The 19,032-nt window shown below is 70.2% G+C and carries 12 protein-coding genes and 8 pseudogenes; 12 read left to right on the top strand and 8 right to left on the bottom strand.

The genetic code is table 11. The annotated features are described in order from the left end of the window. From IEY86_RS34405 to IEY86_RS34395, 4 genes and pseudogenes are all read right to left on the bottom strand, one after another. A pseudogene (locus tag IEY86_RS34405) lies at window positions 1-205 on the bottom strand (IS256 family transposase); the annotation flags it as partial. Between the two features lie 353 nt (window positions 206-558). Continuing rightward, window positions 559-636 (bottom strand): WD40 repeat domain-containing protein, encoded by a 78-nt coding sequence (locus IEY86_RS38400; RefSeq protein WP_373287141.1) that lies wholly within the window; start codon window positions 634-636, stop codon window positions 559-561. 53 nt (window positions 637-689) lie between these two features. Further along, window positions 690-1,859, bottom strand: a pseudogene (locus IEY86_RS34400) (WD40 repeat domain-containing protein); the annotation flags it as partial. A gap of 116 nt (window positions 1,860-1,975) precedes the next feature. Then, window positions 1,976-2,698 (bottom strand): annotated as a pseudogene (locus IEY86_RS34395) (WD40 repeat domain-containing protein); the annotation flags it as partial. Between the two features lie 442 nt (window positions 2,699-3,140). Between IEY86_RS34395 and IEY86_RS34390 the strand changes: the two are divergent. Together IEY86_RS34390 and IEY86_RS34385 are read left to right on the top strand one after the other, a co-directional pair. Then, entirely contained in the window at window positions 3,141-3,374 is a 234-nt protein-coding gene (locus tag IEY86_RS34390) for a hypothetical protein (protein WP_189135836.1), read from the top strand. 768 nt (window positions 3,375-4,142) lie between these two features. After that, entirely contained in the window at window positions 4,143-4,754 is a 612-nt protein-coding gene (locus tag IEY86_RS34385) for a lytic polysaccharide monooxygenase auxiliary activity family 9 protein (protein ID WP_229699017.1), read from the top strand. A gap of 76 nt (window positions 4,755-4,830) precedes the next feature. Here the strand turns inward: IEY86_RS34385 and IEY86_RS37255 are convergent. From IEY86_RS37255 to IEY86_RS34380, 3 genes and pseudogenes are all read right to left on the bottom strand, one after another. Beyond that, window positions 4,831-5,267 (bottom strand): annotated as a pseudogene (locus IEY86_RS37255) (transposase); the annotation flags it as partial. A 16-nt stretch (window positions 5,268-5,283) separates the two neighbouring features. Continuing rightward, window positions 5,284-5,537 (bottom strand): annotated as a pseudogene (locus IEY86_RS38565) (ISAzo13 family transposase); the annotation flags it as partial. A 33-nt stretch (window positions 5,538-5,570) separates the two neighbouring features. Next, window positions 5,571-7,391 carry a PucR family transcriptional regulator gene (locus tag IEY86_RS34380; RefSeq protein WP_189135833.1) on the bottom strand — a complete coding sequence of 607 codons (1,821 nt, stop codon included), beginning with the start codon at window positions 7,389-7,391 and terminating at the stop codon, window positions 5,571-5,573. A 340-nt stretch (window positions 7,392-7,731) separates the two neighbouring features. Here IEY86_RS34380 and dnaK point away from each other — a divergent pair, with 340 nt between their 5' ends. The 9 genes and pseudogenes from dnaK (at window position 7,732) to IEY86_RS34335 (ending at window position 17,299) form a co-directional block, all read left to right on the top strand. Next, window positions 7,732-9,645, top strand: a complete 1,914-nt coding sequence (dnaK, locus tag IEY86_RS34375) for a molecular chaperone DnaK (protein WP_189135832.1) — start codon at window positions 7,732-7,734, stop codon at window positions 9,643-9,645. A 9-nt stretch (window positions 9,646-9,654) separates the two neighbouring features. Continuing rightward, the gene (locus IEY86_RS34370; protein ID WP_189135831.1) at window positions 9,655-10,233 is read left to right on the top strand and encodes a nucleotide exchange factor GrpE; all 579 of its coding nucleotides are present in this window, start codon (window positions 9,655-9,657) and stop codon (window positions 10,231-10,233) included. Window positions 10,234-10,240: 7 nt separating this feature from the next. Continuing rightward, complete coding sequence (locus IEY86_RS34365; protein ID WP_189135830.1) at window positions 10,241-11,218, top strand: DnaJ C-terminal domain-containing protein; 978 nt, start codon at window positions 10,241-10,243, stop codon at window positions 11,216-11,218. Next, entirely contained in the window at window positions 11,215-11,601 is a 387-nt protein-coding gene (locus IEY86_RS34360; protein WP_189135829.1) for a chaperone modulator CbpM, read from the top strand. Before IEY86_RS34365 ends, IEY86_RS34360 begins: the two co-directional genes overlap by 4 nt. Next, window positions 11,592-14,216, top strand: a complete 2,625-nt coding sequence (gene clpB / locus IEY86_RS34355) for an ATP-dependent chaperone ClpB (RefSeq protein WP_189135828.1) — start codon at window positions 11,592-11,594, stop codon at window positions 14,214-14,216. The genes IEY86_RS34360 and clpB overlap by 10 nt, the downstream gene beginning before the upstream one ends. After that, window positions 14,216-14,746 carry a thioredoxin gene (gene trxA / locus IEY86_RS34350; RefSeq protein WP_189135827.1) on the top strand — a complete coding sequence of 177 codons (531 nt, stop codon included), beginning with the start codon at window positions 14,216-14,218 and terminating at the stop codon, window positions 14,744-14,746. Before clpB ends, trxA begins: the two co-directional genes overlap by 1 nt. Next, window positions 14,746-15,019, top strand: a pseudogene (locus IEY86_RS34345) (UBP-type zinc finger domain-containing protein). The gene trxA and the pseudogene IEY86_RS34345 overlap by 1 nt, the downstream one beginning before the upstream one ends. A 123-nt stretch (window positions 15,020-15,142) precedes the next feature. Further along, window positions 15,143-16,813 carry an FAD-dependent oxidoreductase gene (locus IEY86_RS34340; RefSeq protein ID WP_189135826.1) on the top strand — a complete coding sequence of 557 codons (1,671 nt, stop codon included), beginning with the start codon at window positions 15,143-15,145 and terminating at the stop codon, window positions 16,811-16,813. 45 nt (window positions 16,814-16,858) lie between these two features. Further along, entirely contained in the window at window positions 16,859-17,299 is a 441-nt protein-coding gene (locus IEY86_RS34335) for a DUF1931 family protein (RefSeq protein ID WP_189135825.1), read from the top strand. Between the two features lie 914 nt (window positions 17,300-18,213). Here IEY86_RS34335 and IEY86_RS38560 read toward each other — a convergent pair. Further along, window positions 18,214-18,599 (bottom strand): annotated as a pseudogene (locus IEY86_RS38560) (IS701 family transposase); the annotation flags it as partial. Window positions 18,600-18,838: 239 nt separating this feature from the next. On the opposite strand from IEY86_RS38560, the pseudogene IEY86_RS34325 reads away from it, so the two are divergent. After that, a pseudogene (locus tag IEY86_RS34325) lies at window positions 18,839-19,032 on the top strand (hypothetical protein); the annotation flags it as partial.

The raw sequence follows: 19,032 nt of genomic DNA, 5'->3' as shown, positions 1-19,032 counted from the left end.
GCGGGGGTTGCCACCGTTCCCGCCCGCCGGATCATGCCTGCCGCAGCCGAGTATGATCGGTGATCTCGCCCTCCAGGGCGGACTCCAGCAGTCGCTCGGTCAGCTGCTGCAAGAGCCCGCCCTCGCCGGTCAACTGCAGGCCCTCGGCTTGAGCACGGCCCACCAGCTCGTTGATCGACCGGTCGTCCACAGCCTTGGCCGACACGGCCTCCGCCGACTCGACGGCCTCGCGCTCGGTTACGTTCTGGTCATCGATGCATCTTCCACGACCGGGAGTTGCACCGAACGTCTTACAGTCCCCGCCGGAGAGGGCCGTACTCGAGGACCGGGTCGGGCAGTGGCTACCGCACCGGTGGGCGGCACCTCACCACGATCGTGCGGTGGATGCTGTCCGCCCACCTCTGGCGGCAGGGGTGCTGCACGGGACGGGCGTAGCTGATCTAAAACGGGAGCGATGTCCAGCATGTGTGTGAGGCTGCGCAGGATGCCGTACCCCCGCCCGATCGTTCACCGGTGTCGTCTTTTCGTGCGCGGAGCCGGGGGGCTTTGTTCCTGCTGTCAGGGAGTAATCCACAGCCGCACCGTCCGGTCGAAGCCAGCGGTGGCGAGGAGATGTCCGTCGGGTGAGAACGCCACCGTAGCGACCGCGTCGGTGTGCCGGTGAGGGGGTTGCCGACAGGCTCTTGGGTGGCGGGGTTCCACAGCCGCACCGGCTTGTCCAAGCCTGCGGTGGCGAGGAGGTGTCCGTCGGGTGAGAACGCCACCGCACGGACCGTGTGGGTGTGGCCGGTGAGGGGGGTGCCGATGAGTTGTTGGGTGGCGGGGTTCCATAGCATCACCGTGGTGTCCAAGCCTGCGGTGGCGAGGAGGTGTCCGTCGGGGGAGAACGCCACCGCATAGACCGTGCCGGTGTGGCCGGTGAGGTTGCCGACAGGCTCTTGGGCGGCGGGGTTCCACAACCGCACCGTCTTGTCTTCGCCAGCAGTGGCGAGGAGATGTCCGTCGGGGGAGAACGCCACCGCAGCGACCGGACCGGTGTGGCCGGTGAGGTTGCCGACAGGCTCTTGGGCGGCGGGGTTCCACAACCGCACCGTCTTGTCGAAGCCTGCGGTGGCGAGGAGGTGTCCGTCGGGTGAGAACGCCACCGCACGGACCGTGTGGGTGTGGCCGGTGAGAGGGGTACCGACGGGCTCTCGGGTGGCGGGGTCCCACAACCGCACCGTCCGGTCAAGGCCGGCGGTGGCGAGCAGGTGTCCGTCGGGGGAGAACGCCACCGCATAGACCGCGTCGGTGTGGCCGGTGAGAGGGGTACCGATGGGCTCTCGGGTGGCGAGATTCCACAACCGCACCGTCTTGTCCAAGCCCACGGTGGCGAGCTGGTATCCGTCGGGCGAGAACGCCACGGCGAGGACCACACCGACGTTGGGGACGGGGCCCAGAGATACCGATTCACCGGTGCTCAAAGTGCCCAACAGGGCGCGAGCAGCGGCGCCACCAACCCGACCCTCCAGCGCCCGCTCTGGTCGCTGCGCCTCGTACAGCCGCACCGTCTTGTCTTCGCCGCCGGTGGCGAGGAGGTGTCCGTCGGGGGAGAACGCCACCGTATAGACAGCTTCGGTGTGGCTGGTGAGGGGGTTGCCGATGGGTTGTTGGGTGGCGGGGTTCCACAACTGCACCGTACGGTCACGGCTGGCAGTGGCGAGGAGGTGTCCGTCGGCGGAGAACGCCACCGCATAGACCGTGTCGGTGTGACGGTCGAGGGGGTTGCCGATGGGCTCTCCGGTAGCGGGGTTCCACAGCCGCACCGTCTTGTCGAAGCCGGCGGTGGCGAGGAGGTGTCCGTCGGGGGAGAACGCCACCGCAGTGACCGTGCTNACGCCACCGCAGTGACCGTGCTGGTGTGGCCGGTGAGAGGGGTACCGACGGGCTCTCGGGTGGCGGGGTCCCACAACCGCACCGTCCGGTCAAGGCCGGCGGTGGCGAGGAGGTGTCCGTCGGGGGAGAACGCCACCGCATAGACCGTGCTGGTGTGGCCGGTGAGGGGGGTGCCGATGGGCTCTCGGGTGGCGGGGTTCCACAACCGCACCGTGCTGTCTTCGTCGGCGGTGGCGAGGAGGTCTCCGTCGGGGGAGAACGCCACCGCAAAGATCGCGGCGGTGTGGCCGGTGAGGGGGGTGCCGATGGGCTCTCGGGTGGCGGGGTTCCACAACCGCACCGTGCTGTCTTCGTCGGCGGTGGCGAGGAGGTCTCCGTCGGGGGAGAACGCCACCGCAACGACCGCGGCGGTGTGGCCGGTCAGGATGCTGGTGCACCGGAAGTCGTTCGGAACCGGCCGGGTCGCGGGCCGACCGCGGTGTTCTGGGCGCTGGGCGCCGACGGGGGCTTCCTTGTACGGGGCGCGCACGTCTGCGGCCGCCCGTTGGGGCCCATGACCGCGAGCGGGCGTCCCTGGGCCGGCAGTGACAGTGCCGCGGGAGGCCTGGTCGACCGGGTCGGTGCCGGAGACCGTCGGTGCCGCTGTCGCTGCGGTGGTGCCCGGGGAACTCGGCGAGCCGCCTGTGCGGCGCAGGTCTTCCACGCGCGCGGTCTCCACTGCCTGCCAGCGCTTGCGCCAAGCGGCTACTTCCGGGGCGGTGCCGACCGGGGCGTGCGGCGCTCCGTCCTCGTCGAAGCAGAGCAGCGTGCGTACCAGGGCCATGAAGAAGTCCAGCCGCGGCAGCCGCTTACCCTTCAACGCCTCGCTCAGTGCGGAGACCGACAACGGCGTCGGACCCTTGGCGGCGCGCGCCGAGATGCCGCGCAGCGACGGCGCGCCCCGCTCGATCCGCAGTCGGCGCAGATCCCCGGCGAGTGCGGCTAACTGATCCTCGAACCTCCCGCCCGGCTGCGCGCTGCCGCCGGCGGTGCTGTCCGTCTGTGTCACGGTGTCTGGTCCCCCGAATCGCGTGTGCCGACCAGGTTAAATGACCGGGAACCGGACAGTGCCGTACTTGCCCGAACGCCTGCGAACACCCTCGAACCCGGGAGAGGTGTCCGGCCGAACACCCCCCGCGTGCGGCGCCGTTCCCGCCTGATCGCATCCATGCGCATTCGTTCGTGCCATGGAGGCCGACAGCACCTGCGGCGCTGGAATTTCAGGCATGGCCGACAACCCGAACACCCCGCCGCCCCGCACTCCTCCTGCCCCCAGCCGCCTCGACGATCCACCGTTGCTGACGGTGCACTCCGCCGTGGTGCTCCTGACGGCATGCTTCATCGGCGTGATCATCGGCGGGCTGACGTTCCTCACCGGAGGCCCCGCAGCCGGTGCGGTGCTCGCCGGCCTGACCGGCGCCGGAGCCACCACGCCAGTCCTGCGCACCCTGATCCGCTAAAGCACCACAAGCCACCCCCCACCCCCCACCACCCACCACCACTGGCCACGGCGCGGGCAGCACCCCGGCCACACGGGGCGGCTACCGCACCGAGTCCGGCACGTGGATCACGATCGTGCGGTGGATGGTGTCCGCAGCGGCGGGCACCGGGGCGCGGTCGCCGGGCACCCCGGATCCCCGGCGACCGCGGGGGCAGTACGGGCCGGCTGAGGTACCGCCGGAGCCGCAGCCACCGCAGGGGCGGCAGCCGCAGCAGTGGCCTGAGCGGGCACCCACCCCGGGGGCGGAGCACCCCGCCACGCAGGGGGAGCCATCGCCCATGCGCCCAGCCGGACCCAGGACCCACCCCGGACGGAGGGGGCCGGCCGGACGGGGCGTCCAGGGCGCGGTGCTGGCCTGCTGAGCGGGCTGATCACTGTCCATGCGGCTCATCCTGACGACCGAGGGCGCGGCACCGGGGGCGGGAGACCGCACGGCTCCCGCCCCGCGCGCCTACTTCTTTGTGCGAGCGACGGATCGCGTGAGGCAGTCCGCCACGCACGGTATTTCAGCTCGTATGGTCAGCTCCACGACGTCACCACCCAGCGCCACTGAGACGAAACAATGACCTCTTACGAGTGACATCACGCATTTCAGCCCCACGCGGTGAGTAGCCTACAACGGCATCAAGTTCCGGCAGAGAAGAGGCGGCTGTTCATGCGCCGTGCACTTCGTCCGCCGAGTAATCATGACCGTTGCCCGGCGCAGCGGCACTGAGGGGAGACAGAAATGGCTATGGAAAATCGCAGCGAGGTCGCTCCCGCGCACGGGTGGCTGACGCATCCTCGCTCCCGCGCCGATATCGAGTTCAATGGCGGTTGGCCGTCCAATGGGCTTGAAGCGGGTAAGTTTTTTCCGGAGAAGCAGGTCGGGTTGCCGGATCCGGACGTGCCGACGGACAACCAGAGCGGACCCAAGCCGGTGCCCCCGGACGGCCAGATTGCCAGCGGCGGATGTGAGCCAACCGCCGCGGTGCTCGATGAGGTGCGGGACTGGCCGAAGGTTGATCTTCAGTCAGGCGCCGAAGCTCCCTTTCAGTGGAACTTCTCGCAGAAGCACAGGACGCGCCGCTACAACTACTTCGTGACCAAGGAAGGCTGGGACCCGAGTGCTCCACTGAGCCGCGATCAGTTCGAGCCCGAGCCGTTCGCGACGTACAAGCCGTACGGCGATATCCCGCTCTGGGAAATGCCGGATGCTTCCACCGACCCGAACCTCGACAAGCCGCACACGATCAGACTGCCGGAGCGCTCCGGCTATCACGTGATCCTTGCCGTGTGGGAGGTTGCCGACACAGGTCACGCCTTCTACCAGGTCATGGATGTGAACTTCACCCGGTAAGAAGCCGAATCGTGGTGTACGGGTCTGTCCAATCAACGGCTGATCTTGGTTGTTGAGGTGTCAGTGGGTGGTGGGGGGCAAGGCGTCCTTCGAAGGTGATCTGGAAGGCGTTCAACGGCGCCTTCCAGCGCATTGTCCAGCGGTGTCGGCCCTTGCCGGTCGGATCCAGCGACATGAGCGCGATGCAGATGCACTTCAACGCGGCGTTCTCCGACGGGAAGCGGCCCCGGGCCCGGACGGCCTTGCGGTGCGTGCGTTCATGCTCTCGATCGCGTTCGTCGAACAGATCACCTTGGGGATCTCAAGGAGAAGGAGAGAAAGGGGACCATCTCGGCCCGGGCGTCGGACCACAGTTTGAGCACGGCCGGATACTTGGCGCCCCACTTCTCGGAGAACTCCAGGAACCGCTCGGGTCGCCGCGGCCTCGCTCGGTGAGGTGCAGACGGGCCCGAGGTCCTTGGCGGCCTTGTCCCCGTCCTGCCGGGCGACGTATCGGACGCTGTTGCGAATCAAGAGAAGCTGCAAGGAATCAAAAGGGTGTTTCGCTGTCTTCCGTGACGGATGCGAGTACCTCGGCGGCCGTGGCGAAGCGTCGTTCGGCAAGTGTCGGGGCGTACGTGTCCCCTTCGAGGAGGGGAGGACCCCTCGATGGCGTTGCGGATGGTGCCGCGACTGACACCGAACAAGTCGGCCAGGGTCTGCTGGTTGCACAGATCTCTCTGGGAAAGGAGCGTCCTGGGAAAGGAGCGTCGCGAGGATCCGGTCCGCGTCAGTGATCTTTTCCCCGCGCGACGGCCCGACCGGCTCGCCCGCGACTCAGCGCGGTGCGTCGAGCACGTTGCGGATGCGGGTGGCGACGTGCAGGTTGAGGCGGGTCTCGACGTCACTGAGGTCGTGCCCGGTGATCTCGCGGATGCGCTGGAGGCGGTAGCGGACGGTGCTGCGGTGGATGAGCAGCGTCTCCGAGGTCGTGTCGTAGCTGCCGCCGCTCTCCAGATAGCGTGAGAGCGTCGTCACCAGCTCGGTGTGGTGGCGGGCGTCGTAGTCCAGCAGTCGGCCCAGCCACTCGCGGACGAAGCGGTCGGCTTCCCGTTCGCCGTCGCCGGTGCCCATCATGCGGCACAGTCCCAGCTCCTCGAAGCCGGTGCTGCCGTACGGGTCCTGGGATCGGCGGCGGACGGTGAGGGCGCGGACAGCCTCGTCGTAGGAGTGCGGCAGATCGGTGAAGACGTCGCAGTGGCCGCCGACCCCGATCGTGCCGGCTCCGGTGCCGAGTTCCTCCGAGAGGGCCCGGTGCAGCTCGCTTCCCGGATCACGCCGGTCCTCATCGGTGACCAGGACGACCGTGGTCTCGCCACGAGAGCCGACGAGCACGTCCCGGCGCAGCCGCCCGGCCGCCCGCACCACCGCGTCCCCGAGCGCGGCCTTCTCGGCCGTGCCGGGCCATTCCAGTACGGCAACCTTGTGCGGCCGGTGCAGGTCGTGGCCCAGGGCTGCCGCCTGGGTGAAGACGTCGTCGGTCGCCTCACCTGAGATCAGCCGGTCGACCAGGTCGCGTCTCAGTTGGGGTTCCAACTCGGCCAGCCTGCACTCGTGCGCGAGCTGGGGAGCCAGCACCAGCGCGGCCTGTTCGAGCGCCGAGGTGTCCGTTTCCGCCGCCCGCCGGTCCGGGTCGACCAGCGCGACCACGCCGAGCAGATCGCCGGCCATCTCGATGGGGACGATCAGCCGGTCCCGGTCCCGGACGGTGCCGGGCCAGCGTCGCGCGCCGTGTATCAGGGCGTCCCGGCGCCGGGTGTCCGACTCCGGGTGCGGTCCACTGCTGGGTCCTGTCTGGTGTTCGCCCCGGCGGGGACCAGCCCAGGCCCGCGTGTTGCCGAAGCGGTCCTCGGTGAGGGCCGCGAATCCCGTGTGGTCGTGCAGGGCCTGCAGGATTCCCTGCTCGCCTCTGCCGGAGACGGCGGCGCGGGAGAGCGCGTCCTGGGTGGCGATCCGCGAGGCCAGGGCGGAGACGGTCGCGGCGAGTCCTGGGGTGGGTGAGCCGCCCTCGGTCTCCAGTAGGTTCCCGGTCTCTGGCAGGTCCCCGACCCCCGGCATGCTCTCCGACTCGACGCGGGCCGGTTTCGCTCTCCGGGCCGCCGCCCACCCCGATGGTCCTGGTCTGCGCGGTGCCCGGTGCCCGGTGAGGCGCGCGAGGGCGATCCCGGTCTGCTGTGAGAGCAGGTCGGTCAGAGCGGTCTCCTCGGCCGAGGGCGTGGTCAGGGATCGGACGACGAGATAGCCGAGGCAGCGGTCCCGGTATCGCAGAGCGATGGCTCGTGCCCACGGCACGCCCGGCTCGTGCAGGTGCCGGCCGCGGCCGTCCAGAGCGTCGATCTGCCGGTCGAGCCGGTCGGCGGCCGCCACGTCGGCGGCGGCTGCTTCAGCTGGGGCTTCGCGGGTGGGGTCCACCGCCGGTTCCCGCGCCGCCGTATGCCCCGGCCGGGCGACGGCGGGGGCAGCAACCTGGCGCGGTGGGCAGCGCCGCGCCATACCGTCGTGCACGGTGTAGACCGCTTCGGCGGTGAAAGGGCCGGTGGCGGCGATCGCCGCCATGGCCCCCCACAGCGCCTCGCGCTCGTCCTCGCGGTTGAGCATGACCGTTACCAGTCGTAGCAGTGCGTGTCGCGCGGCCCCCGGTCGCGGGATGGGGTGGAGGGGCCCGGCGGTCGGAAAGGGAACAGCGTCCATCGCAGGTCCATTCGCGGCTCGACAGCGGCTTCCCGTGCTTCACGCTACGCCACTGGGCACGGGGTCTCACCTTCGAACCGTGTCGCGTCCCCGTCCTCGCGGGCCGGAACGTCGGCGCGGATTGGTCCTGCCGGGGCGGGGAAGCGCGCCGCGTACCGCGCGAGGCTGCTGAAAGGTGGGGTATGCCCCGGCTCCGTGCGCCTGGCAGCCCGCCGACCGGTCCCGTGTCGCGACGGAGGAGATTCTTATGGCGAAGGCAGTAGGCATCGATCTCGGCACCACCAACTCGGTCATCGCGGTCTGGGAGGGCGGTGAGCCCTCTGTCGTCCCGAACGCGGAGGGGGCCAGGACGACCCCGTCGGTGGTCGCCTTCTCCGATGACGGCCAGCGGCTGGTCGGACAGCTCGCGCGCCGGCAGTCGATCCTCAACCCCAAAGGAACCATCACCTCCGCGAAGCGGTTCATCGGACGTCGCTACGACGAGATCTCCGACGAGGCCAAGGCGGTCTCCTTCGACGTGGTCGAGGGGCCCGGCGGGGTGGCCCGCTTCGAGGTGAGCGGAAAGCAGTACGCGCCGGAGGAGATCAGCGCGCAGGTGCTGCGCAAGCTGGCCGACGACGCCGGGAAGTCGCTCGGCGAGAAGGTCACCGAGGCGGTCATCACCGTACCGGCGTACTTCAACGACGCCCAGCGCCAGGCCACCAAGGACGCCGGGAGAATCGCCGGCCTGGAAGTCCTGCGGATCATCAACGAACCGACAGCCGCAGCGCTGGCCTACGGGCTGGACAAGAAGGGCCACGAGACGGTCATGGTCTTCGACCTCGGCGGCGGCACGTTCGACGTCAGCCTGCTGGACGTCGGCGACGGCGTGGTGGAGGTCCGCGCCACTGCAGGCGACTCCCATCTGGGCGGCGACGACTTCGACCGCCGGCTGGTGGACCACTTGGCGGACGGCTTCCAGAAGGCCGAGGGCATCGACCTGCGTAAGGACCCGCAGGCTCTGCAGCGCCTGTTCGAGGCGGCCGAGAAGGCGAAGACCGAGCTGAGTTCGGTCAGCCAGACCCAGGTGAGCCTGCCGTTCATCACGGCGGATGCCTCCGGGCCGAAGCATCTCACCGAGACGGTCCGCCGCTCCACCTTCGAGCAGATCACCTCGGACCTGGTGGAGCGCTGCCTCGAACCGGTCAGGACGGCGATGAGCGACGCCAAGGTCACCGGCGACGACATCGACGAGGTCATCCTCGTCGGTGGCTCGACCCGCATGCCGGCCGTGCAGAACCTGGTCCGCCGGATGACCGGCGGCAAGGACCCGAACATGAGCGTCAACCCGGACGAGGTGGTGGCGCTGGGCGCCGCCATCCAGGCCGGCGTGCTCAAGGGCGAGGTCAAGGACGTCCTGCTGCTGGACGTCACTCCGCTGTCACTGGGCGTCGAGACGGCCGGCGGCGTGATGACCAAGATCATCGATCGGAACACCACCATCCCCGCTCGCCGGTCCGAGACCTTCTCCACAGCTGAGGACAACCAGCCGGCCGTGGACATCGTGGTGCTCCAGGGCGAACGCGAACTGGCGGCCGACAACAGGGTGCTGGGCCGCTTCCGGCTGGAGAACCTGCGGCCGGCCCGGCGCGGGGAGACCCAGATCGAGGTCACCTTCGACATCGACGCCAACGGCATCCTCAAGGTCAGCGCCAAGGACCGGGACACCGGCGCCGAGCAGTCGATCACCATCAGTGAGGGCTCCAACCTCGACCCGTCCGAGGTCGAGCGGATGATCAACGAGGCCGAGAGCCACCGCACCAGCGACCTGGCCCTGCGCGAGGCCATCGACGCCCGCAACGAACTCGACGCCGCCGCGTACCAGGTGGAGCGCCGGCTGGATGACCTCGGCGACGCCGCACCGGAGCACGAGCGCGCCCGCGCCCAACTGCTCATCGACGAGGCGCGTACCGCCGTCAAGGAGGAGGCGCCGGCGGAACGGTCCCGGAGCCTGACCTCCGAACTCCAGCAGATCTACGCGGCGCTGGCCGCCCACGCCGCTGGACCGGGCGGAGCCGGGGGTGAAGCCCAGCCCGGCGCAGCGCCCGGCCAGGGTCCCGAGGGCGGCCCCCCGAGGGGCGACGACGACGATGTCATCGACGCCGATTTCGACAAGAGCTGAGGCGGCGACATGTCGGATCAGGAACAGACGCGTCCCGCCGAGGACCGCTCCCCGCCCGAGTCCGAGCAGACGTCGCCCGAGCGGACACCCGCACCGCAGGCGGCCCCGCGGGCCCCCGAAGCCGGGGAGCAGGAGGCGGCACCTACATGCCGCAGCCTCGAGGTGGAAGAGCTGGAGGACCGGTGGCGGCGAGCCCTCGCCGACCTCGACAATCTCCGCAAGCGCTACGCCCGTGAGCTTCCCCGGGAACGGGAGGCCGAGCGGGCCAAGGTGGCCGCGGCGTTCCTCCCGGTCGTCGACAACCTCGAACTGGCCCTCGCCCACGCGGGCGCCGACGACCCTGGCGCGATCGTCAGCGGAGTCCGGGCGGTACGCGACCAGGCCGTCGAGGTGCTGCGAAACCTCGGCTACCCCCGCTACGAGGAGACCGGCGTCCCCTTCCACCCCGAGCAGCACGAGGTGGTGTCCGTGGTGGACAGACCTGACACACCTGCGGGCACCGTCGTCCAGGTGCTGCGGCCCGGCTACGGCGAACCCGGTCACCAGCTGCGGCCGGCCGCGGTAGCGGTCAGCCGCAAGCAGGAGTGAGGCCGCCATGGCAGACGACTACTACGAGGTGCTGGGCGTTCCCCGCACCGCCGACGCCGCCGAGATCCAGCAGGCGTTCCGTACCCTGGCCCGCCGCTACCACCCGGACGTCAACCGCGATCCGGCCGCAGTGGAGCGCTTCAAGCAGATCAATGAGGCATACAGCGTGCTGTCCGACCCCGACACGCGGTCCCGCTACGACCGCTTCGGCCCCGACTTCCGGCAGATTCCGGAGGACTACGACGAGCGTGTCGCGGCCGGCCGGGGCTTCGGCGGCGGAGCCGGCGCATACCGCGGCAGTCCCTTCGGAGGCACCCGAGGCGCCGACCGGGCAGGCGCCCGGACCTGGACGGAGACCGGCTTCGATGCCTCTGGCGTGGACTTCGAAGATCTCTTCGGAGGCATGTTCGGTGGCCGGGCGGGCGGCGCCGGGCGGGGCGGCCCGATCCCCGGCGCGGACCAAGAGGCCGAACTCACGCTCAGTGTGGAGGAGGCGTACCGCGGCGGCCGGCGGAAGATCACCCTCGGCGGCCCCGGCGGGGAGCGCAGCTACGACGTCACCATCCCGTCCGGCGTCGTCGACGGCCAGCGCATTCGGCTCGCAGGGGAGGGCGGCCGGGGCCGCGGCCCGGGTTCCGCCGGGGACCTCTATCTGGTGGTCCGCATCGCCCCCCATCCCCGCTACCGGCTCGTTGGGCGCGACATCCACGTCGATCTGCCGGTCACCGCCTGGGAGGCCGCGCTGGGGGCGACGGTGCCGGTCTCCGGTCCGGGCGGGACGGTCAAGGTGCATGTGCCGCCCGGTACCTCCACCGGCCGCCGGCTGCGGCTGCGCGGCGAGGGGATGCCACACCCCAAAGGTTCCCCCGGTCACCTCTACGCCGAAATCCAGGTGATGGTGCCACCCTCGCCCAGCCCGCGCGAGCGCGAGTTGTTCGAGGAACTGGCCGCCGTCTCCTCCTTCGACCCGAGGAAGCAGACATGAGAGCCGAACACCGTTCTCCCGCCCAAGGCGCCGGACAGCCCACCAGGGCCGCTTATCCGCTGGTGCGCGTCTACCGGACCAGTCCCAGCCCCTACCAGCTCCCCATGGCCGGAGTGGCCAGCCGGAGCGGACTGCCGCCCGAAACCGTCAGGCGTTTCGTGGCCCTCGGGCTGGTGGACGCCGAGCGTGACGCCCGGGGTCGGCTGTGGTTCCGGCCGAGCGCGCCGTCGGCCATCGCCCGAGTGCAGCGGCTGCGGGACGGACTGTGCCTCAACTACGCGGCCATCGGCGTCGTCCTGGACCTGCTCGACCGCATCGAACGTCTGGAAACCGCACTGCGGCGCAGCGAACGAGCCGCCAAGGAGCCCACAACATGGACATGAATCGCCTCACCCGGAAGTCCCAGGAAGCGCTGCAGGAAGCGCAGAGCGTCGCGGTACGGATGGGCCGGACCGAGGTCGACGGGGAGCACCTGCTGCTGGCCCTGCTCGATCAGCAGGATGGCCTGACCACTCGTCTGCTGACCGACGCCGGTGCCGACCCGGCCGCCCTGCGGTCCGCAGTCGAGGCCGATCTCGCCAAACGCCCCCGCACGACCGGTCCGGGCGCCACCCCCGGCCAGGTGATGGTGACCCAGCGGTTGGCCCGGCTGCTCGACACCGCCGAGCAGGAGGCCAAGCGGCTCAAGGACGAGTACGTCTCCACCGAGCACCTGGTGCTGGCACTGGTGGACGAGGGTTCGACCACCGCGGCCGGCCGGCGGCTCGGCGAACAGGGCGTCACCAAGGACTCCTTCCTCGCCGCCCTCACCACGGTGCGCGGGAATCAGCGGGTCACCTCCGCCGATCCTGAGGAAGCGTACGAGGCCCTGGAGAAGTACGGGCGCGACCTCGTCGTCGAGGCCCGCACCGGCCGCCTCGACCCGGTGATCGGCCGGGACGCCGAGATCCGCCGGGTGATCCAGATCCTCAGCCGCAAGAGCAAGAACAACCCAGTCCTGATCGGCGAACCGGGCGTCGGCAAGACCGCCATAGTCGAGGGCCTGGCCCAGCGGATTGTGCGCGGCGACGTGCCCGAAGGGCTGCGGGACAAGACGGTGTTCTCGCTCGACATGGGGTCGCTGGTGGCCGGGGCGAAGTACCGCGGCGAGTTCGAGGAACGCCTCAAGGCCGTTCTGTCGGAGGTCAAGGGCGCCGAGGGCCGCATCCTGCTGTTCGTGGACGAACTGCACACCGTCGTCGGGGCCGGCGCCGCCGAGGGCGCGATGGACGCGGGCAACATGCTCAAGCCGATGCTGGCCCGCGGCGAGCTGCACATGATCGGCGCCACCACGTTGGACGAGTACCGCAAGCACATCGAGTCCGACGCCGCCCTGGAGCGCCGCTTCCAGACCGTCCAGGTGGACGAGCCGACCGTCGAGGACGCCATCTCCATCCTGCGCGGTATCCGCGAGCGACTGGAGATCTTCCACGGCGTCAAGATCCAGGACAACGCCCTGGTCGCCGCCGCCACCCTCAGCCACCGCTACATCAGCGACCGCTTCCTCCCGGACAAGGCCATCGACCTGGTCGACGAGGCCTGCGCGCGGCTGCGGACCGAGATCGACTCCATGCCCGCCGAACTCGACGAACTCACCCGCCGGGCCACCCGCCTGGAGATCGAGGAGGCCGCGCTGGACCAGGAGACCGACCCGGCCAGCCGCGCCCGCCTGGAGGACCTGCGGCGTGAACTGGCGGACCTGCGCGGTGAGGTGGACGCCAAGCATGCCCAGTGGGAGGCTGAGCGCCAGGCCATCCGCAGGGTCCAGGAACTGCGCCAGGAACTGGAACGCGCTCGGCAGGAGGCCGAGCAGGCCGAACGCGCCTACGACCTCAACCGGGCCGCTCAGCTGCGCTACGGAACCGTCAGCGAACTGGAGCGCCGGCTGGCCGCCGAGGAGGAACAGCTCGCCAGCAAGCAGGGCGAGAGCCGGCTGCTGCGCGAGGTGGTGACCGCCGAGGAGATCGCCCAGATCGTCTCCGCGTGGACCGGCATCCCCGTCACCCGCCTTCAGGAGGGCGAACGGCAGAAGCTGCTCAAGCTGGACGAGATCCTGCGCGAGCGGGTCGTGGGTCAGGACGAGGCCGTCCAGCTCGTCGCCGACGCCGTGATACGGGCCCGCTCCGGGGTACGCGACCCGCGCCGGCCGATCGGCTCGTTCATCTTCCTCGGCCCGACCGGCGTCGGGAAGACCGAGCTGGCCAAGACGCTGGCCGCAGCGCTGTTCGACAGCGAGAGAAACATGATCCGCCTCGACATGAGCGAGTACCAGGAACGCCACACCGTCAGCCGCCTGGTCGGCGCGCCCCCCGGCTACGTCGGCTACGAGGAGGGCGGCCAGCTCACGGAGGCGGTGCGCCGCAAGCCGTACTCCGTCGTCCTGTTCGACGAGATCGAGAAGGCGCACGCCGATGTCTTCAACACGCTGCTCCAGGTGCTGGACGACGGCAGGATCACCGACGCGCAGGGACGTACCGTCGACTTCCGCAACACCGTGATCATCATGACCTCCAACCTCGGGTCGCAGTACCTCCTCCAGGACGCGACCCAGGCCGGCGAGATCAAGCCCGAGGCGCGGGCGCTGGTGATGACCGAGCTCAACGGCCATTTCCGCCCCGAGTTCCTCAACCGCGTCGACGACATCGTCCTCTTCCACCCGCTCGGCATCGCGCAGATCGAGCGCATCGTCGATCTGCTCCTCGCCGAGCTGCGCGACCGCCTCGCCGAGCAGCGCATCACGCTCGTCCTCACCGAGCCGGCCCGCCACCTCATCGCCGCCGAGGGCTACGACCCGGTCTACGGGGCCAGGCCGCTGCGCCGCTTCATCTCGCACGAGGTCGAGACCAGGATCGGCCGCGCGTTGCTCAGCGGCGACGCACGCGAAGGCGTGACCATCCTGGTCGACGCCGTAGGCGGCGAACTGACCGTCACCCTCCAGGACGAGCCGCAGGAGCCGTGATGAGTACTTCTCCAGAAGGCCGCGCCGACCGCGGCGGCCGTGACGGCAGTACCGACGGCGCCGAGACCTCGGTGCGGACGGTCGCCTGCGCCAACTGCGGCCGGACCAACCGCGTACCCGCCGCGGCGGAGGGCAGCCCGCGCTGTGGAAACTGCCGGGCCCCGCTGCCGTGGATCGCCGAAGCGGGCGACGCCGACTTCCGGGAGGTCGCCGAGCAGGCGAGCCTACCCGTGCTGGTCGACCTCTGGGCCACCTGGTGCGGCCCCTGCCGCATGGTGAGCCCAGCCCTCGAACAGGTCGCCAAGGACCTGGCCGGCCGGATCAAGCTCGTGAAGGTCGACATCGACAAGTCCCCGGCCCTGGCACGGCGGTTCGAGGTCCAAGCCGTACCTACTCTGCTCGTTCTCGACCACGGCAGGCCCGTCGCCCGCCAGACCGGCGCCGCGCCCGCGAACGCGCTGCGCCAGTGGGTGGACGAGTCGCTGTCGACGTCCCACGGACCAGCCGATCCCGACTCCCGGAGGCCGTGATGACCACTCTTCCTGACCCGCACCTGTCCTGGTCCGGCCCGTTGCGCCCAGAACACCGCAGGGCTGCGAGGACTGCCTGCGCATGGGGACTCAGTGGCTGCACCTGCACCTGCACCTGCGTCTGGGCCTGACCTGCGGCCACGTCGGCTGCTGCGACTCCTCGCCGATGCGGCACGCCCGCGCTCACGCGGCGACCGACGGGCACCGATCGTCCGGTCGTTCGAACCCGGCGAGGACTGGCGGTGGTGTTCCGTGCACGAAGCGATGGTCTGAGCCCGGCGAGCTCGTCCGGCGCTTCTTCCAGCGCTGTTGCTTCTGCAACTGTCTCTGCCGCTGTTTGCCACCTCTGCTTTCCGCTTCTGCCTCTGTTTCCACCGAAGGGAGCGAATCGTGCCGATGCGCACGCCGACAGCCGACGTCTACGGCGCCTACCCACCGCTGACGGACGACCAGATCGCGATCCTGAGATCCTGCGGACAGGTCCAGGCGGTCTGCGAGGGGGAACAGCTCTTCCGGGCGGGCGAACCCAGCGAGGAGTTCTTCGTCGTCCTCAGCGGCACGGTGGCCGTGGTCGAAGGCCACGGCGACCAGGAGCAGGTCGTCCAGTTGCACGGTCCGCACAGCTTCCTCGGCGAACTCGGCGTACTGGAGGGCCAGACCGCCTTCCTCAGCGCGGTGGTGAGAACACCAGGCGAGGTGCTGGCGGTGGGATCGGCCGCCCTGCGCGACCTGCTCAGCCGCGAACCCGCACTCGGCGACGTGATCCTGCGGGCCTACCTGCTGCGCCGTACGATGCTGGCCGGCGCGGGTACGGGCTTCCGTATCATCGGCTCCGCCTTCTCCCCCGACACCCGGCGGCTACTGGAGTTCGCCGCCCGCAACCGCCTCCCGCACCGCTGGGCCGATCTGGAGAAGGACACCGAGGCTGAGGCGCTGCTCACACGTCTTGGGATCGCTCCGGAGGAGACCCCGATCGTGGTGTGGCACGACTACCGGGTGCTGCGCAATCCCTCCAACGTCGAACTCGCCCGGGTCATCGGGCTGCGGACCGAGACCGCCGCGAAGGCCGTCTGCGACTTGGTGGTGGTCGGCGCGGGACCCGGTGGCCTGGCCGCCGCGGTGTACGGGGCCTCCGAGGGGCTCTCCACCGTCGTCCTGGACGCGGTGGCGACCGGCGGTCAGGCCGGCACGTCCCCCCGGATCGAGAACTACCTCGGTTTCCCCGCCGGGATCTCGGGCATGGAGCTCGCCGAACGTGCCGTCGTCCAGGCCAACCGGTTCGGCGCCCGGATCGACGTCCCCGCCGAGGCCGCCGGCCTCGAACAGCGCGAGGGGAACAGCGTGGTGCGGCTCGCCGACGGCGGCACGGTCACCGCCGCCAACGTCGTGGTGGCCACCGGCGCCCGCTACCGGCGGCTGACCGCCGCCGGCGTCGAGCGGTTCGAAGGACTCGGGATCCACTACGCCGCCACCGTCTGGGAGGCACGGACCTGCCGCCTTGACACGGTCGCCGTCGTAGGCGGCGGCAACTCCGCCGGCCAGGCAGCCCTGTTCCTGGCGCGCGAGTCGCCCGCCGTCCATCTTCTGGTCCGCGGCGGAGACCTGGAGCACAGCATGTCCCGCTACCTGATCGACCGGATCGAGCGGCACCCCCGGATCCATGTCCGGCTGTATACCGAGGTCCGGGAGGTCACCGGCGAGGACCGGGTCGAATCCCTCATCGTCGAGGACAACCGCACCCGCGAGCAGGGGGTGCTGGCGGCCCGTGCCCTGTTCGTCTTCATCGGCGCGCGCCCCGCCACCTCCTGGCTCGCCGACGCCGTCGCCCTGGACCGGCGCGGCTTCATTCCGACCGGGCAGGACGTGGCCCAGGTAACAGCGGACCTCTGGAATCCCCTCGCCCGCACCCCGCTCGCCCTGGAGACCGGTCTGCCGGGAGTCTTCGCCGTCGGCGACGTCCGCAGCGGCTCGGTCAAGCGGGTGGCCTCCGCAGTCGGTGAGGGCGCTATGGCCGTCCGCCTGGCACACGAGCACCTCGGGGAGGTGGGATCACCCGCCATCCGATGACCCCAGCCCATCCACCACGCGAGAAGGTGAAATGAGATGCCCGTCATGGGAGTTACCAAGTTCGAGCGCTTCTTCCGCGCAGCCGCCGGCCTGGACGTCAACAAGAACGACCTCAAACGCTACAACGACTTCGTGGACGCCAAGCTCTACGACCTCTTCCTTATAGGCACGGCCGATGCCAAGGCCAACGACCGGGACATCATCCAGCCACAGGACCTCCCGGTCACAAAAGGCCTGCAGGAGAGCATCCACGCCTTCCAGAAGCTGGAGGAGGGCATCGAACTGCGCCCCCTGCTCGACCAGCTCGCCGCCCGCCCCGACCTCGGCGTGGACGCCGCCGAGGACACCCAGCAGCGGCTGCCCGACCTGGCCGGCGGCCTCAGCGTCGCCCTCGCCCGCGCTCTCAAAACCATCGCCCGCGACACCCGCCGCCCCTCCACGGACCAGTGGGACGAGGCCTTCGAACTCTTCGATCTCCTGATCTGAGCGGGGGCGTCCTGCGGGCCGGCCGGTTCGGCCGGGGCCGATCAGACAGCAGGCGAGCTCAGCACGCGGAAACCGTTGCCGTCCAGCTCCGCCGGCACCCAGGAGACGTGGTCACCCCGCCCAATGTCGACCTACGGGCGCGAGGCCCAGCAAGCGGGCCACTTCGGCATCCTGGTCGCCAGGCGGAAGTCGAGGTGGAGGCGCTCGTTCAACGTCCTGGGATCGGTGCCGACAGGTCACGGCCACCCATGCGGGCGGCAGTATGACGGTCCGGGGCTCGGCGGCCTGGAGCCATTCAACCTCCCGGTCGGCGGTCCTGGCCGAGCACAGCCCGGCAAGTGCGGCCGACCCGATGCCTGCCGGCACACGCCGTGCGGTCGGAGGGAGGCGACCGGGCCGTGCACGTCAGCCTGGTCACCTGATATGGAGGGCCTGGGGGGTGTCGAATCGGGCTCGTTGGGTGGCCATCGGGCCTGGTAGGGGCGTGTGAGGTCAGCGGTAGGCGTGTCGGCCGACACGCGGTCGGACTGATATCTGCGGGTTGGTCACCGCGTGACCGGGTGTTCGTCGGGAGCGTTCCGCGTATCTAGTACTCCAGTCGCAGTTCGCTATCGTCGCTGGTCAGGGGCGTGTCTGTGAGTGTACTCGCCTGACGCGCTGTCAGGTGCTGGGAGTTCGTGACTTCGGGTTCGGCGGCGGTAGTGGCAGCGGCCGGCGATGGCCTGGTGTCGGCGTCGCCACCGGGACCAGCTCATCGCGTGGCTGGCGCGCTGAAGGTGTGCCGGCGGGGAAGTGCCGGCTGCCAGGAGTCGCCGGATTTCTGCCACGGTGATCGGTGCGAGGAAGCCGGAGGCGTTTCTGCGGCCCCCTTTTCCCGTCCCGCACCCGGCCATCGCGGCCATGGCGGCGGGGAAGGCGTGGGCGGGCATGGCCAGGGTGATGTGCCGGTACCGGCCCGGATACCGGCGGACCTCGTACTGTTCCAGCCCGCACTCGCTCTTCGAGGCCTGGAAAGGCTTCCTCGATCGCCCAGCGAGTTCCGGCGATGCGCACCAGCTCAGCGACGGCGGTTCCGCAGCTCAGCGACGGCGGTTCCGCCCGGTGCGTAGGCGAGGTAGTAGGCGATCTCGTCCGGGCGGGCCAGGCTGCGGCGGGCCAGGACCCACCGCTCGTGGGTGGGCCGGTCGCCGTCGAAGTCGTCGATGGCCGGCAATCGGGCGGCCGCCCAGTCGTAGGCGCGCGGGCCCTTGGCCCCCTCGCCGCAGGTGTGGCGCTCCCATGCCTCCTCGGGGGCCCTGGGTGATGGCGAAATCGATGCGGCCCAGACCGTGGACGTGCTGGGATTTCGGCACGGCCAGGACGTAGCCGACGTCGGCTTCCTCCGTCCGGCAGCCGCAGGACCGCCTGCGGCCCAGGGCCGTTCTGCCGCTCCGGGGGCGCCTCACTCACCGTTCGATTATCGTTCGAATCCAGTCTGACCTGCAAGGACGGCGGGTGCCCGGGATGCGATCACGGCTGATCGGGGGTGCGATGGGGGTCATGCCGCAGACCATCGCGAAGTCGGCCGTCTCCTGGGGCCCGGTGGCCGTCCCGGTCGCCGTCCACGCCGCGACCAGCCCGGACCCGGTGCCCCTGCACCAGGTGCACGCTGCCGACGGCGCGCGGGTGCGGCTGCGCCGCTTCTGCGAAGCCGAAGGCATGGAAGTGCCTTCTCCGACGCAGTCCTTCCTGCC

The sequence above is a fragment of the Wenjunlia tyrosinilytica genome (genome assembly GCF_014646055.1).
Lineage (GTDB): Bacteria > Actinomycetota > Actinomycetes > Streptomycetales > Streptomycetaceae > Wenjunlia > Wenjunlia tyrosinilytica.
The sequence above is the reverse complement of the archived record's forward strand: the minus strand, read 5'-3'. Positions and strand labels throughout refer to the sequence as shown.